This window comes from Bacillus sp. FF-1 (genome assembly GCF_028548245.1).
Lineage (GTDB): Bacteria > Bacillota > Bacilli > Bacillales > Bacillaceae_G > Bacillus_A > Bacillus_A paranthracis.
In genome coordinates this window covers 421,721-437,497 of record NZ_JAQQGG010000001.1, presented here as the reverse complement: position 1 = coordinate 437,497, position 15,777 = coordinate 421,721, and the positions used below count along the sequence as shown (strand labels likewise).

Genomic DNA, 15,777 nt, shown 5'->3' with positions numbered 1-15,777 from the left:
CTGTCTTTCTCTTTTCTTTTTAGATTCAAGAAGCGGTATTCAGTTTCCTTCCAACTTATGAAAAATCCTCTAAATTATATAACAATTCTTCAATATGAATTTGTGTCGGGTCTAGTTGTATTAACTGAGTAAATACTTCTTTCGCCTCTTTTCGCATACCTTCTTCCAATAAGAAATAACCGTACTCTTCCAAGAAGTCTGGATGATTCTTAAAAGAAGTATATGCACTTTCATAGTGTTTTAATGCATCAGAATACATTTCTAATTGTTTTTTTGCAAACGCAAGATCCCAAAGTAGTTGTGTATCTGGTTCTCCGCTATCGATAGCACGCTCTACAACGGCAATTAGCTCTTCATACTTTTCTTGTTCCTTTAAGATATATGCATATTTTAATGTTGCACCTAAATGTCCTGGATCTAACTCAAGCGCTTTTTGAAGCACTTCCTCTGCTTCCGCTATTTTCCCTAATTTCGCTGCAATGTTCGCTAATTCTACATAGAATGGTACAGAAAGTTCATCTACTTTAATTCCTTCATGAAGTGTTTCATAGCTTTCTTGAAGCATTCCTTCTTTTTCATAGCTTTTCGCTAAATACATGTAAAGAGATGCATACTCAGGATCTAATTCTTTCAGTTCTTGCCAAGCACCAATTGCTCTTTGGTATTCTTCACCTTGGTATAACGTGAATGCATATCCAAATAATGAGTGAATATCTTTTTGTTCCTCTAAACCTGCTTCGTAGTAAGAAATCGCCTCTTCCCAATTTCCAATGGCACTTAACGTTTCTCCAAGGCGCAGTGCAATGACAACACCACCCATTACTTTATGCTCCGCTAATAGCGACTCATAATAAGTAATTGCCTTTTGTTCTTCACCTTTACTACTATATAACTCTGCTAATCCAAACGTAATGACAGGCTCGTCAGGCATCATTTCTTTCGCCTTTAATAGTTTTTGTTCTGCTACATCATCGAAACCTTGCATTTGGAATAAATCCGCTACAAGTAATAACGATTGAACATATAAATCATCATTTTCCGGAATATCATGAAGTACTTCAATCGCTTCATCTTCTTTATCTAGATCAATATATAATTCTGCTAAAAATACAGTGAATTCACTTTCCTCTGGATACAATAAACGCAAATCTTCTGTAATAGCTAACGCTTCATCCGTAAATCCAAGAGTATGATAATAGCGAGCAATATCATACTTCTCTTCATCATTCGCAATTTTTAATTGCTCTTTTAATAATTGTAATCCTTTTTCCGCTTCACCATTTTCAATATATGAAACAGCTTGTTCAAACTTTTGCATAAACGTCTCCTTTAATTCTAAAAAATATTCTTTTCTGTTCATTTACCCTGCTATTAACGGGCAGTAAGACCCCACCTCAAAATTCAGCTAGGGCAAAGAAGTTAGTTTTGGGGGCAACTGCCCGTAAAAGCCCGATTGGTGTGGGCTAATAATCAGCGGGGGATAAACATCCCCCCATTGATTAAAGTTTCACTTTATCATAAGCAACTCATTGTTAGAACGCAACCTTTAGAATGAGCATGCTTCTTCTTACAGAGTAGTTAATTGTTCAAAGGTTCGGATATGATACCGATACCTTCTTATCTTCTTCTATTGTACCGCTTTCTTTTATGACCGTGCAAATAACTTCTCCCACTAATTATCGAGCCATACCAATCTTGATTTACAGAACAACTTAATTACTAAACTTCAACTTTTTTAATGCGATAAAAAAGACTCCTCTAATAGGAGCCTTCACAATCTCTTAAGAATATGTTTCCTCTTTCTGTACTTGCTCATTTACAAGTTCTTTCAGTAACTCTATAATTTCATCATTTTCTTCTTTCAAACCGACAGTAATACGAATGCCATCATCGATACCAAATGCAGCACCAGAACGAACAATATATCCTTTTTTCATTAATCGTTCAAAAGCTTCATTACCAGGAATACCGAGTTTTAAGAAAATGAAATTTGTTTGAGATGGATAATAGAATACGTTATATTCCTTACAAAATGCGTAATATTGATGTAATCCTTCTTCATTCTTTTTCACACATTCTTGTAAAAATGCTTGATCTTCTAATGCAGCAAGTGCTACAGATTGCGCTACAGTCGATGTATTAAATGGTAACCTCGCTACTTCTAGCTGCCCGATTAACTCCGTATTACCAACTGCATATCCGATACGGAAAGCAGCTAGACCATATGCTTTTGAAAACGTACGCAATACCATAAGATTTTCATACTTTTCAAGAAGTGGTAATGTTTGCGGATAGTCTTCTGCTCCCGCATATTCATAATATGCTTCGTCCATAATAACAAGCGCTGACTTAGGAACTGATTCTAAAAATGAAAGTAATTTTTGTTTTTCTACATATGTACCTGTCGGATTATTCGGGTTACAAATCCATACAATCTTCGTTTGATCATCTACTTGCTGTAACATCGCATCTAAATCGTGAACGCCATCTTTAAGTGGTACTTCACGAACTTCTGCTCCTTCAATAACAGCATGGTGATGGTATTGTGAGAATGTTGGATTCGCCATTACAACATTTGTTCCTTCGTGTAGTAACGCACGACTAATCATTTGAATAACTTCATCTAATCCACTACCAAATAACAGTTGTTCCGTTTTAACACCTAAATGTTTTGCTACTTGTGTCCGAAGTTCAAAGGCATGTCCATCTGGATAAAGAGCGTATTGACTCGCTACAGAAGTTAATGCTTCTGTTACGCGTGCTGAGCACCCGAATGGATTTTCGTTCGATGCTAATTTCACAATTTTTGATAACCCATATTCCCTTTTTACTTCTTCAATATTTTTCCCAGGCACATATGCTCTCAAAGTTAACAATTGCTCTTTCACTCTCATTTTTCTTCCCCCAGTCATTTTATTCAATTCGATTACAATACGGTTATACTCCCTTACTATAATCGTTTATCATAACTGTCACTATTACGAAAATACTTCTAAATAGGCTCTCCATAGCTGTTATCTACTTCTTATACCCATATCCTTTTGAAATGCCTCTAACGCAATATGAACAGTCTCATCAGGAATAGATACGACATTCACTACCCCATATTCCTGCATAAGTACCATATGAATTGTTCCTGCATTCGCTTTCTTATCTTGTTTCATCAACCCGACGAGGCGTTCTACACTTAAATCACTTGGCATTTTTGGATAGCCGTACTTCAAGAACCACTGCTTCATCTCTTCATAAGCAAGATTAACCTTATACACCTGCTCACTTAAGAATATAGCAAATAACATTCCAACCGCTACTCCGTCACCGTGAGTAATATTTCCATATCCTAGTTCTTTTTCTAGAGCATGGCCTAACGTATGTCCAAAGTTCAAATGAGCACGTACACCTTTTTCTGTTTCATCTTGCGCTACAATGTTTGCCTTTACAGGAATTGCCTTCGTTAATATGTGGATTAATTTCTCATCACGAAGATCTGCTAATGTTTGCACTTCTTCTTTTAGCCAATGATATAGCTTTACATCACCAATTAGAGCATGTTTTATCACTTCTGCATAACCCGAGCGCCACTCTTTTTCAGGAAGAGACTGTAAAAACGGCGTATGATATACAACTGCTTCCGGTTGATGGAATGCACCTATCATATTTTTACCTAACGGATGATTGATTGCTACTTTCCCACCTACCGCGCTATCGTGAGCTAATAAAGTCGTCGGAACTTGAACAAAGCGAATTCCACGCATAAATGACGCAGCAACAAAACCAGCTAAGTCTCCAATCATCCCGCCTCCAAGTGCGATAATTAAAGAATTTCTATCTAATTTATTTTCAAGAGCTGACGTATGAGCCGCATAGAAATTTTCAAAGGACTTCTCTTTTTCACCACTCGGTACAACGAATGAAAATACTTTTTGATCTATTTGCAACGCATCTACAACTGTCTGTAAATGTAAAGGTGCAACAGCCTCATCTGAAATAATCATAATGTTTGATACAGATGGCTGCATGTTTTGAACGATTGTTGTCAAATGTGACAACGATTCTTTTCCTACATATACATCATATTCTTTTGATTTCGTTTGAATATGTATGTTTCCCATTAAAATCCCCTCGCATATTCATTATGTTTCTCAATATTTTCACGAATAAGGTCCATACGATCTAATCCAAATTGTTCTATTAAAGCTGTCGCTAATTCCCAAGCTACAACCGCTTCCGCAACGACACTAGCTGCTGGAACAGCACAACTATCTGAACGTTCAATACTTGCTGTAAAAGGCTCTTTCGTATCAATATCGACACTTTGAAGAGGTTTATATAGTGTAGGTATCGGTTTCATCACTCCGCGCACAACAATTGGCATTCCAGTCGTCATACCGCCTTCTAAACCACCCGCGTTATTTGTTCTTCTTGTATATCCATGCTCTTCATCCCACAAAATTTCATCATGAACTTCGCTACCCGGTCTATGTGCTGCTTCAAAACCAATTCCAATCTCGACCCCTTTAAAGGCATTAATGCTCATTATTGCGGCTGCTAATTTTGCATCTAGTTTTCGATCATAATGCACATAGCTGCCTACTCCAATCGGCATTCCTTCCACAATTACTTCCACGATGCCACCGATTGAATCACCATTTGATTTCGCATCATCAATTGCTTTTATCATTTGATTACCAGCTTCTTCATCTAAACAGCGTACAGGTGATGCTTCTGTAATACTTTTTAATTCTTCAATTGAACGATACGTAGTCTCTTTAGCCTGTACACCGCCAATTTCAATTACATGGCCTGCTACTGCAATACCAAGTTCCGCTAACACTTTTTTTGCAACCGCACCAGCAGCAACACGTACTGTCGTTTCGCGTGCCGAAGAGCGTTCCAGTACATTTCTCATATCTCTATGACCATATTTAATCGCACCATTTAAATCAGCATGTCCAGGTCTTGGTTTTGTTACTTTCCTTTTCATTTCTTTTTCTTCTTGTTCCGTTAACGGCTCTGCACCCATAATTTTTGTCCAATGTGCAAAATCACGGTTTTCAACAACAAGTGCAATTGGAGAACCTAATGTCTCTCCATGTCTAACACCACTTACAATTTGCACTTGATCTGTTTCAATTTGCATGCGTCTACCACGCCCATATCCCTTTTGCCTTCTAGCTAACTCTTCATTTATATCATCCGCTACTAATGGTAGTCCGGCTGGAACACCTTCTATAATCGTTGTAAGTTGTGGACCATGAGATTCACCAGCTGTAATATATCGCATACGTTATTCCTCTTTTCGTATATGTATTTATCTCGCTATATTAAGCAATAATTTTATCTTTCATTACTCTAAAAATATGAAAGAGTTATTCATACATCAGCCATTCGCTTATTCTCCGATAGGCCTTTACTTTACATATCAATATATCATAACAGCTCTAACTTCGTAACTAATAGAAATAAAAAAAGTGCAAGAAGAATACCCCTATTCTCCTTGCACTTTCTACTATTATCACAGTGATTAAAGCGTTTACAAATTATTTCAAAATAATTAGTAAATCCATTCATTCATTAATTTTGAGTAGTCAACTAATTCTTCTTCCTTAAAGAAAATACCAATCTCGCGCTCTGCACTTTCTAACGAATCAGAACCATGGATAATGTTTTTTGCAACAGTTACACCGAAATCTCCACGAATTGTTCCAGGAGCTGCTTCATGTGGTCTTGTTTTACCCATCATGTTACGAGCTGTATCTACTACACCTTCACCTTGCCATACCATTGCGAATACAGGACCAGATGTAATAAAGTCTACTAATTCACCAAAGAAAGGTTTTTCTGTGTGCTCAGCATAGTGTTGTCCAGCGATTTCTGGAGTGACTTGCATTAATTTTGCACCAACTAATTGAAAGCCCTTCTTCTCAAAACGAGCTACAATTTCCCCAATGAAGGCACGTTGTACACCGTCTGGTTTAACCATTAGAAATGTTTTTTCCATAAAAAATCTCTCCACTTCTGAATTATGTATGTAATTGTATATCCCCACACACATATTAACACCCTTATCACAATTGTGCAATAGTTTTGAAATAGAGAGATTATTTTATTTTTTAGAAAAAACACTAAAATTTTCGTTTTCCAATATACTTTGCTACATTTTGTAATGCATACTTTGCTTGTCCACGTGGGAGTGGTTTTATCATTTCTAATGCTTTATGTAAATAACGTTCACTAAACGCAAATGCTTTATCAATAGCAGCACTATTCTTTACAGCTTCAATAATTTCTTTCATTTCGTCCGCTGTTGTATTTTCATGTACAGATCTGATTTTCTTACAAAGGATTGGATCTTCCATAGCATATAAGGCAGGAAGCGTAATGTTTCCTTGCAATAAATCGCCTCCAGCAGGTTTTCCAAGTTTCTCTTCTGTAGAAACGAAGTCTAAAATGTCATCAATAATTTGATACGACATCCCTACGAAATAGCCATACCAAAACAGACGGCTTACCGTATCACGATTAGCGCCAGCAGCAATCGCTCCTAGTTGGCAACTTGCAGCAATTAATAAAGCGGTTTTTCGCTTTATTCTTCTTAAATATGTTCTTAAATTTTGGTCATAGTTATACTTATCTTTAATTTGTTCGATTTCACCTTTACAAACTTCTAAAATGGTATGCGATAGCGCCTGATGCGCCTCTGGAATTTCAATATTCGTTATACATTCAAGAGACTTAGCGAATAAATAGTCCCCTGTATACATTGCAATACGATCTCCCCATTTCGCATTCACAGTTGCACTACCACGTCGTAAAAACGCAGCATCAATAACATCATCGTGAACAAGAGAAGCCATATGAATAAGTTCTAACGCAACAGCTACATGCTTAATTGCATCTAACTTATAATCTCCAAATTTCCCCGCAAGCAACACAAATACAGGACGAATTCGCTTCCCACCAGCTTCAATAAGTTGTAATGCCGCCTCTTCTACTAATGGCTGTTCAGAAGCAACTGTCTTTTTTAATTCTTTTTCTATCACATTAATATCCGATCGTAAAAAAGAGTACATAAGTTGTAACTTCATATTGTTCACCTTAACCTAAAACTTCTTTTTTCTATTTTGATTCTGGTTTCATGCCTAAATGCATCGCTGCTACCCCAAAAGTAAATGGCTTCACTTGCACACGTTCAAGTCCAGCTTTTTCGAACATATTAGCCAATTCTTTCATACCTGGGAATGTACTAGCAGATTCTTGTAGCCATGAATATTCTTTATAACTTTTCGCAAATAACTTTCCAAATAACGGCATGATATATTTAAAGTATAAAATATAACCTTGTCGAAAACCAATCATTGTTGGTTGAGATGTTTCTAAACAAATTACTTTTCCACCTGGTTTTACTACACGCGTCATTTCTTTTAATACGTGCATATAATCCGGTACATTACGTAAACCAAATCCAATCGTTACATAATCAAACGTGTTATCTTCAAATGGAAGTTCCATTGCATTCCCGTGCAGAAGTTCTACTTGTTTTAATTGTAACGCCTCTACCTTTTGCTTACCAACAGATAACATATTTTCGCTGAAGTCTAAACCAACAACCTTGCCCTGTTCACCCACTGCTCCAGCTAGCGCAATTGTCCAGTCCGCTGTTCCGCAACATACATCAAGCGCTTTACTACCTGGTTTTACATCCATAATGCGCATCGTCTCTTTGCGCCACGCTTTATGTCTTTGAAAACTAATTACAGAATTCATCACATCGTATTTATCAGAGATTTTCTCAAATACATCATGTACTCTTTCTTCTTTTGATTGTTGCATGCTCGTACCTTCTTCCAATGTAAAATTGCTTATGTCTTCGATGTATCTCTTAACACAGAGTTTATTTCGCTTATATCTGTGTGATTTTCTAAAAATTGATTTTCTTTCTTCCTAAGTTTCATCATCCATCCATTCATAACTGTTTCTGCATCTGCTTTATCGTTCACAATCCCTTGAACAGCTTGAAAAACAGGTGAATGTTGTTTATTAACATGTAGTTCACATTCTTTTTGGAGACGATTTTTCCCTAGTACATATGTTATAAACGGCTTCCAATGCGCTAAATGAAAATGATCACATGTTTTTTGCAACAGTGCAGACTCAATCATTACTACACTCTCCATTATGTCATCCACCGTTTTATGCGCTTTTTGATATAACATTATTTTGTGTTCATTAATTTCTTTAATTCCTTCAGCAAGCGCACGAATTAAAACAATATCACGATTCATAGACAATAAGTAATAATATAACCCGCTATAGTAATCACCAGCAAGCACTGTTAACTGGCGACGCTTATGCGATTCATTCGCTTCTTCCCCTGCTTTATTTGATACTCTTTCATGTGTATCAAGCGCAATTTGCACAAGCATAATCGTCACTACATAATGCTCAATTTGTTCTATATGTAAATTTGCACCTTTTAAAGCACCATATAACAATGCGATTTTCTCTTCATCAATAAATGGTTCTTCAATATAGTTTATAAAATAAGGATGGCGTAATTTCACCATCAATTTCTCTCTTATACCCGCATACCCTCCGTAGATGTCACACACAAAAATCACCCTTGTTTTCTAATTCATAAAACTTATTATAACACATACACTCTATTTTCTATAACCAAAACTTGGCTACTCTTTCCAAACTTCTACCGAACTACATAACATCTTCTATTCTTTTAAGTAATCTTTCTATTCTCACTCTGCCTCGCTAAAACTATATCATTTATTTACAAAAAAAAAAAAAGAAAAGCAGTTTCCCACTTTTCTTTACTTCGTTTTAATAAAAGATAAAATTTCACTACGTGCTGCAGCATCATTTTCTAGCACACCACGTACTGCTGTTGTTACTGTTTTTGCACCTGGCTTTTTCACACCGCGCATCGTCATACACATATGTTCCGCTTCTACTACTACCATTACACCATGCGGCTCTAGTACTTCCATAATAGAGTTCGCTACCGTTGATGTAATACGTTCTTGCAGTTGTGGACGACGTGCAATTGTATCTACAGTACGAGCTAATTTACTTAACCCTGTCACTTTTCCGCCTTGCGGAATATATGCAACGTGAGCAACTCCATAGAATGGAACTAAATGATGCTCACACATCGAATAAAACGGTATATCTTTTACTAGTACAAGCTCCTCATGATCTTCTCCGAACACTTTGTGTAAATGTTCTTTCGGATCTTCATGCATACCTGAGAACACTTCTGCGTACATTTTTGCAACACGCTTTGGTGTATCAAGTACTCCCTCTCGATTAGGATCATCTCCAATTGCCTCTAAAATAAGGCGTACTGCATGTTCAATTTGTTCTAAATTAACTTTTGCCATCCGCTAGCCCTCCCGAAAACCTAAAAGTGATACGAACACATTCTAGCATATTTATGTTTTTAAAAGCAAAAAGAAGAGTTTCCAAAAAGGAAACTCTTCTTCCCTGTTAATATGTAAGGATTATTTAACCGCATCTTTTAACGCTTTACCAGGTTTGAATGCAGGTACTTTACTTGCAGCGATTTCAATCTCCTCACCTGTTTGTGGGTTACGACCTTTACGAGCCGCACGCTCACGAACTTCGAAGTTACCGAATCCGATCAGTTGTACTTTATCACCTTGTTTTAAAGCTTCTAAGATAGAATCAAAAACAGCGTCTACTGCTTTTGTTGCGTCCTTTTTAGAAAGGGAACTTGCTTCTGCAACAGCATTGATTAAATCTGTCTTGTTCATGCCATTCACCTCCTCCCAAAGATAAGACTGTATAATGATCATAAAATGAGTCTTACTTTCATTTGTAGGCAATTTTTGCAAATTCTATACTACAAAGATGTAGATAAATCATTATCAACGCCTATATTATACGATTCTCCTTTATAATTCAATATTTTTAAGGAAATTGTTACTCTTAAAATGTGAAAATCTGATGAAACTTGACAATTTACAACAATATATTAGATAATAGCTGTTTATTTTCCTATTCTATATGCGAAAATTAAAAAATCCCTCTACGATGAGAGGGATTTTTTCTTATAATATAATCGCAATTAATCCGCCAGATCCTTCATTAATAATTCTTTCTAGCGTTTCTTTTAATTTATATCTCGCATTTTCTGGCATTAAAGATAGTTTCGCTTGAATGCCTTCCCGAACAATAGAACTCAGTGAACGTCCAAATATATCAGAATTCCAAATTGATAATGGATCATCTTCAAAATCTTGCATTAAGTAACGAACTAGTTCTTCACTTTGTTTTTCCGTACCAATGATTGGCTCAAACGTAGACTCCACATCTACTTTAATCATATGAATAGATGGAGCTACAGCTTTTAATTTCACACCAAATCTTGAACCGTGACGAATAATTTCTGGTTCATCTAAACTCATGTCAGCTAACGCAGGCGCCGCTACACCATATCCTGTTTGTTTGACCATACGCAGAGCATCCGCCACTTGATCGTATTCTATTTTCGCATGAGATAAATCGAGCATAAGCTTCAATAAATGATCTTTCCCTCGAATTTCTACTCCTACTACTTCTTTTAAAATTTGATCATATAATTCATCTGGTGCATATAAATCAATCTCTGCTACGCCTTGCCCCATATCAATGCCAGCTAGGCTCGCTCGATCAATAAATTCATACTGACTAAACTGCCATACGACACGGTCTACATCACGAAGACGTTTTATATCCTTCACAGTCTCTTGAACGGCTTCTTGATAACTTTGGCGTAACCAATGCCCTTCATTTAGCACCATTACCCAGCTCGGAAGGTTCACATTCACTTCTAAAACAGGGAACTCGAATAACGCCTCTCGAAGTACATTGTATACATCTGTTTCTCTTAAACTTTCAACACTCATCGCAATGACTGGGATATCATATTCTTCAGATAAGCTTTGGCGCAATTGCTCTGTATCTGGATGATACGGCTGTACAGTGTTAATGATCATAATGAAAGGTTTTCCGACTTCTTTTAGCTCATTTACGACGCGTTCTTCTGCCTCTATATAATCTCTTCTTGGAATTTCACCAATCGTTCCATCTGTTGTAATTACAACACCAATTGTTGAATGTTCTTGAATTACTTTACGTGTTCCGATTTCTGCAGCTTCATGGAATGGAATAGGTTCTTCATACCAAGGAGTATTAATCATGCGCGGGCCATTCTCATCTTCATAACCTTTTGCTCCTGGAACAGTATATCCGACGCAATCTACTAATCGAATATTCACTTCAAGACCTTCATCTACTTCGATAGAAACCGCTTGGTTTGGAACAAATTTCGGTTCCGTCGTCATAATTGTACGGCCAGCAGCACTTTGAGGTAGTTCATCCTGCGCTCTTTGACGGTCAGACTCATTTTCAATATTAGGAATAACTACAAGTTCCATAAATTTTTTAATGAATGTTGATTTCCCTGTTCGAACAGCTCCTACAACTCCAAAATAAATATCACCGCCTGTGCGTTCCGCAATATCTTTAAAAATATCTACCTTTTCCAAGTGATTCCCTCCCTCAATATTTTTGGGAATAATTCCACGTTTATAGTCAACTAATACCTTCTCTAACGTTGCCTATAATATCTGATATAATATAATGGTATTCTAGAAGTTCGGACAATATATCATATAATTTTGTCCAATTTCATATGACTATTAAAAAAATACCTTTTGTTTGCATCGCAAGTTGTGTAACATAAAAAACCTTTCTTCTAGAACTTATTCACTAAAAGAAAGGTTCATGACTTATGATTTTAAAAAAATTGGTTCTCCACTCTTTACCGTATACGGTAAAGAATACGCAGGTACAAACGGAGAATCTTTCGAAAGTATATTTCGAATATCTTCCCCCTCCTTAAATTGCCCTTCATTTTTTTTCAATGCTTCATATAAGTCGATTCTATAATCAACATAAATTTCTCCCTTCTCATTAATTACAAAAGGAAGGCCTTTACCAGAATATGGACTTGTCACTTGCGGTACATCTTTATATCCAAGTTTTTTGAAATCTAATTCATACACACCATCTGAAATTACCTTTTTAAAAGGTGGATATTGATGTTCATCTCGATACATCCTCAGCTTTAATGATAATTGCTGAATTTGTTCAGCCATCCTCACATCAATTAATTTTACTGTTGGGTTTGTTTCAACGTCTATTAATACGTATTGATATACTCCCCCGCTTTCATAGGCATTCCCTGGTGCTTCTTGTATGTAACGCGGAGAAATCTTTTGAAAATCGATTGGGTATTTTTGATAAATAGGCGTATTCATATCCCGCGTCTTAATTGGCAATATCCCGTCATTTTGCTCCTTAAATGTCGCAACAGCTTTTTGAACGACTTGTAGCTGATCTTCATAAGGAACAGCATTTTGTTTCATATTTTCTTTTGGATACAGACACCCTGTTAAAATGCTCATACAACAAAATATTAAAATAATATGGACTTTTTTCACTAGTAATCACCTTTTCATACTAATATAACTCGCTCCGTACCATGCCCTTTACTGCTGTACAGGACCACTAAATACAACAAGAAAAATAACAATTCCTGACACAATCATGAGGGTGTACGCTACCAATGCTGTAATCCCTTTCAAAACTTTATTCTTTATTTTATATCTGCTTAGTAAAATAAAACTTACTGCAAAAAACATAAATCCAATTGCCCCTAAAGCAAACCACATTTTTATAAGCCCTTCCGACATATACACACCCCTTTTTATTAATCTATTTTTATACTATTTTAACAAATTAAAATCTTTAAACAAATACAAAAAAGAACATTTTACTACAAATCGAGAATATGTAGTTTTAATCAATAGGTTTTTCAGCATTTTCCACCAGTCTAGATAAAAATAAAACCGAAGCGAGCATATCTCTCGCTTCGGTTGACCAAATATGCCCAAAACAGCTCTATTCCCATACTTTCATGGCTATCATATGCAATTTACAAACTCTTTGTTTCTCATATTTTATTTTTTAAACATTTTGCTTAACGAGCCAAAATCTGTCGGCATATTATTGTTAATAATCGCTTTTACAATTTGATCCTCTTGTTCTTTCGGCACTTCACGTCCTGCCATAAGAGCCACCTGATGAATCAATTGACGAAGTACAGTCTCATCACGTAAATTCGCATTTTGTACCGATGATGCTAATTTAAAAATATCTTCTTTATTCACTTTCGCTTCTTTTTCAATGTTATTAAAAATGTTGTTATCCATTCTTTTCACCCTCTCCTCAAGTTACTCTTCATCCTATGCAAAAATAAAAAAATGGTGAAAAGACCCAAAAAATAAAAAGCGACAGAAGTACAAATGTACTTCTGTCGCTTTTCTTTAAAGTAAGTCAGGTATAGCTTCCACTTCGTGTTTTCGAACACGCCCCATTAATGAGCCTACTGCATCTTTTACATTATTCCCATTGAATAGCACATCATATAAAGCAGCTGTAATCGGCATTTCTACTTCCATTTTTTCTGCCAATTCATGAGCAGCTTTCGTTGTTCTTACACCTTCGACAACCATACCCATACTTTCTAACACTTCTTCTAAAGAGTGTCCTTTTCCAAGCATATTTCCAGCACGCCAATTTCGGCTATGAACACTTGTACAAGTTACAATTAAGTCACCCATACCAGTTAGTCCAGCAAACGTTAACGGATTTCCACCCATTTTTCTTCCTAAACGAGCAATCTCCGTTAAACCACGCGTCATTAATGCCGCTTTCGCATTATCCCCTAATCCAAGACCATCAGTTATCCCAGCAGCTAATGCGATAATATTTTTTAACGCACCACCAAGTTCAACTCCAACGATATCTGGATTTGTGTATACACGGAAGTAACTATTCATAAACAAATCTTGTACTTCCTCAGCCGCTTCCATACGCTTTGCTGCAGACGTAACAGTTGTCGCTTGACGCAACCCTACTTCTTCAGCATGACTCGGTCCAGACAGTACAACAACATCTTTAATCAAGTCCTCTGGAATTTCTTCCTCAATCACTTCCGAAATACGTTTTGACGTACCAGGTTCAATTCCTTTACTTGCATGAATCCAAGTAGTCGGGCCCGCTACATATTTCTTCATATCTTGCAGTACTTCTCTATACGCTTTCGTTGGTACTACAAGAAGTACTACATTTACATCTACTAATGCTTCTTCTAAAGAAGAGTAGGCTACGATTGTGCTTGGCAATGTAATTCCTGGGAGATATCGACTATTCTCATGTTTTGTATTAATCTCATCCATAAGTTCAGAACGATTTCCCCAAATACGTACATCATGCCCATTGTCAGCTAATACCATCGCTAACGCTGTTCCCCAGCTACCTGCTCCAACTACTGTGATTTTTGTCATAAAATCACATCCTCTCCATTAGTCTCTTGCTCTAGCGATAATGTGAATCGGTGTTCCTACAAAGCCGAATGATTCACGTAAACGATTCTTTAAGAAGCGCTCATATGAGAAGTGCAATAGTTCTGGATCGTTTACAAACACAACAAATGTTGGTGGTTTTACCGCAACTTGTGTTGCATAGAAAATCTTCAGACGACTACCATTATGCGTTGGCGTTGGATTCATCGCTACCGCATCCATAATTACATCATTTAATACATTCGTTTGAATACGGATACTATGGCTTTCATTTACCTCATCGATAACCGGTATTAACGTTTGTGTACGTTTTCTCGTTTTTGCAGATAAGAATACAATCGGTGCATACTCTAAAAATTGGAAATGAGCACGGATGTTTTCTTCAAATGCTTTCATTGTTTTCTCATCTTTTTTCACTGCGTCCCATTTGTTTACAACGATCACGACAGCTCGTCCTGAATCATGAGCGTATCCAGCGATTTTTTTATCTTGTTCAATAATTCCTTCTTCACCGTCTAAAACGACTAAAACAACGTCAGAACGTTCAATCGCTCTTAGTGCACGAAGTACACTATACTTTTCTGTACTTTCATACACTTTCCCTTTTTTACGCATACCAGCTGTATCGATAATTACATAATCTTTTCCATCTTTACTATATGGTGTATCGACAGCATCACGAGTTGTTCCTGCTACATTACTAACAATTACACGCTCTTGACCAAGAAGAGCATTTACAAGTGATGATTTCCCTACGTTTGGACGTCCAATTAAAGAGAAACGAATTGTATCTTCATCATATCCGTCTTCTTCAATCTTTGGAAAATGCTGTGCAGCTTCGTCTAATAAGTCACCTAATCCTAATCCGTGTGTACCTGAAATTGGGAATGGCTCACCAAATCCTAATGCATAGAAATCATAAATGTCACTGCGCATTTCCGGATTGTCCACTTTATTTACTGCAAGTACAACCGGTTTATTTGAACGATATAATATTTTCGCAACTTCTTCATCAGCTGCTGTTACACCGTCACGACCATTTGTCATAAAAATGATAACATCCGCTTCATCAATTGCCACTTCAGCTTGTTGACGAATTTGTGTCAAAAATGGCTCGTCTCCAATATCAATTCCACCTGTATCAATAATGTTAAATTCATGATTTAACCATTCTCCAGCGCTATAAATACGATCGCGCGTTACACCTGGAATATCTTCTACAATTGAAACTCTCTCTCCAACAATTCTATTGAAAATAGTAGATTTCCCTACGTTCGGGCGGCCTACTATTGCTATTACTGGTTTCGGCATATACTTTCATCCTTTCAAC

The 15,777-nt window shown here is 36.6% G+C and carries 16 protein-coding genes; all 16 read right to left on the bottom strand.

Translation table 11 applies throughout. The features are described from left to right. Positions 1-55: 55 nt before the first annotated feature. Positions 56-1,318 carry a tetratricopeptide repeat protein gene (locus tag PQF83_RS02370; protein WP_001168676.1) on the bottom strand — a complete coding sequence of 421 codons (1,263 nt, stop codon included), beginning with the start codon at positions 1,316-1,318 and terminating at the stop codon, positions 56-58. A gap of 463 nt (positions 1,319-1,781) precedes the next feature. Further along, entirely contained in the window at positions 1,782-2,894 is a 1,113-nt protein-coding gene (gene hisC / locus PQF83_RS02360) for a histidinol-phosphate transaminase (RefSeq protein WP_001264036.1), read from the bottom strand. 120 nt (positions 2,895-3,014) lie between these two features. After that, complete coding sequence (gene aroB, locus PQF83_RS02355) at positions 3,015-4,112, bottom strand: 3-dehydroquinate synthase (protein ID WP_000526830.1); 1,098 nt, start codon at positions 4,110-4,112, stop codon at positions 3,015-3,017. Continuing rightward, the gene (aroC, locus tag PQF83_RS02350; RefSeq protein ID WP_001269362.1) at positions 4,112-5,284 is read right to left on the bottom strand and encodes a chorismate synthase; all 1,173 of its coding nucleotides are present in this window, start codon (positions 5,282-5,284) and stop codon (positions 4,112-4,114) included. Before aroC ends, aroB begins: the two co-directional genes overlap by 1 nt. A 270-nt stretch (positions 5,285-5,554) precedes the next feature. Then, entirely contained in the window at positions 5,555-6,001 is a 447-nt protein-coding gene (gene ndk, locus PQF83_RS02345; RefSeq protein ID WP_000415887.1) for a nucleoside-diphosphate kinase, read from the bottom strand. Between the two features lie 124 nt (positions 6,002-6,125). Further along, the gene (gene hepT / locus PQF83_RS02340) at positions 6,126-7,088 is read right to left on the bottom strand and encodes a heptaprenyl diphosphate synthase component II (protein ID WP_000776082.1); all 963 of its coding nucleotides are present in this window, start codon (positions 7,086-7,088) and stop codon (positions 6,126-6,128) included. Between the two features lie 31 nt (positions 7,089-7,119). Continuing rightward, entirely contained in the window at positions 7,120-7,833 is a 714-nt protein-coding gene (menG, locus tag PQF83_RS02335; protein ID WP_001187667.1) for a 2-heptaprenyl-1,4-naphthoquinone methyltransferase, read from the bottom strand. Between the two features lie 29 nt (positions 7,834-7,862). Beyond that, positions 7,863-8,612, bottom strand: a complete 750-nt coding sequence (locus PQF83_RS02330; RefSeq protein ID WP_002163716.1) for a heptaprenyl diphosphate synthase component 1 — start codon at positions 8,610-8,612, stop codon at positions 7,863-7,865. Between the two features lie 213 nt (positions 8,613-8,825). Beyond that, on the bottom strand, positions 8,826-9,395 hold the full coding sequence (gene folE, locus PQF83_RS02325; protein ID WP_001151482.1) for a GTP cyclohydrolase I FolE: 570 nt from the start codon (positions 9,393-9,395) through the stop codon (positions 8,826-8,828). A 120-nt stretch (positions 9,396-9,515) separates the two neighbouring features. Beyond that, on the bottom strand, positions 9,516-9,788 hold the full coding sequence (locus tag PQF83_RS02320) for an HU family DNA-binding protein (protein ID WP_001043860.1): 273 nt from the start codon (positions 9,786-9,788) through the stop codon (positions 9,516-9,518). 297 nt (positions 9,789-10,085) lie between these two features. Then, a complete protein-coding gene (gene spoIVA, locus PQF83_RS02315; protein WP_000416519.1) occupies positions 10,086-11,564 on the bottom strand; it encodes a stage IV sporulation protein A in 1,479 nt (492 codons plus the stop codon). 243 nt (positions 11,565-11,807) lie between these two features. Continuing rightward, a complete protein-coding gene (locus tag PQF83_RS02310) occupies positions 11,808-12,521 on the bottom strand; it encodes a hypothetical protein (RefSeq protein WP_000755470.1) in 714 nt (237 codons plus the stop codon). Positions 12,522-12,569: 48 nt separating this feature from the next. Continuing rightward, positions 12,570-12,773, bottom strand: a complete 204-nt coding sequence (locus PQF83_RS02305) for a DUF2768 domain-containing protein (protein WP_001288998.1) — start codon at positions 12,771-12,773, stop codon at positions 12,570-12,572. A 267-nt stretch (positions 12,774-13,040) separates the two neighbouring features. After that, positions 13,041-13,292, bottom strand: coding sequence for a stage VI sporulation protein F (locus PQF83_RS02300; RefSeq protein WP_000369754.1), 252 nt, complete (start codon positions 13,290-13,292; stop codon positions 13,041-13,043). 114 nt (positions 13,293-13,406) lie between these two features. Further along, positions 13,407-14,429 carry an NAD(P)H-dependent glycerol-3-phosphate dehydrogenase gene (locus PQF83_RS02295; protein WP_000161776.1) on the bottom strand — a complete coding sequence of 341 codons (1,023 nt, stop codon included), beginning with the start codon at positions 14,427-14,429 and terminating at the stop codon, positions 13,407-13,409. Between the two features lie 18 nt (positions 14,430-14,447). Further along, positions 14,448-15,758: a ribosome biogenesis GTPase Der gene (gene der, locus PQF83_RS02290; protein WP_001125893.1), complete on the bottom strand. Its 1,311-nt coding sequence runs from the start codon at positions 15,756-15,758 to the stop codon at positions 14,448-14,450. Positions 15,759-15,777: the final 19 nt, after the last annotated feature.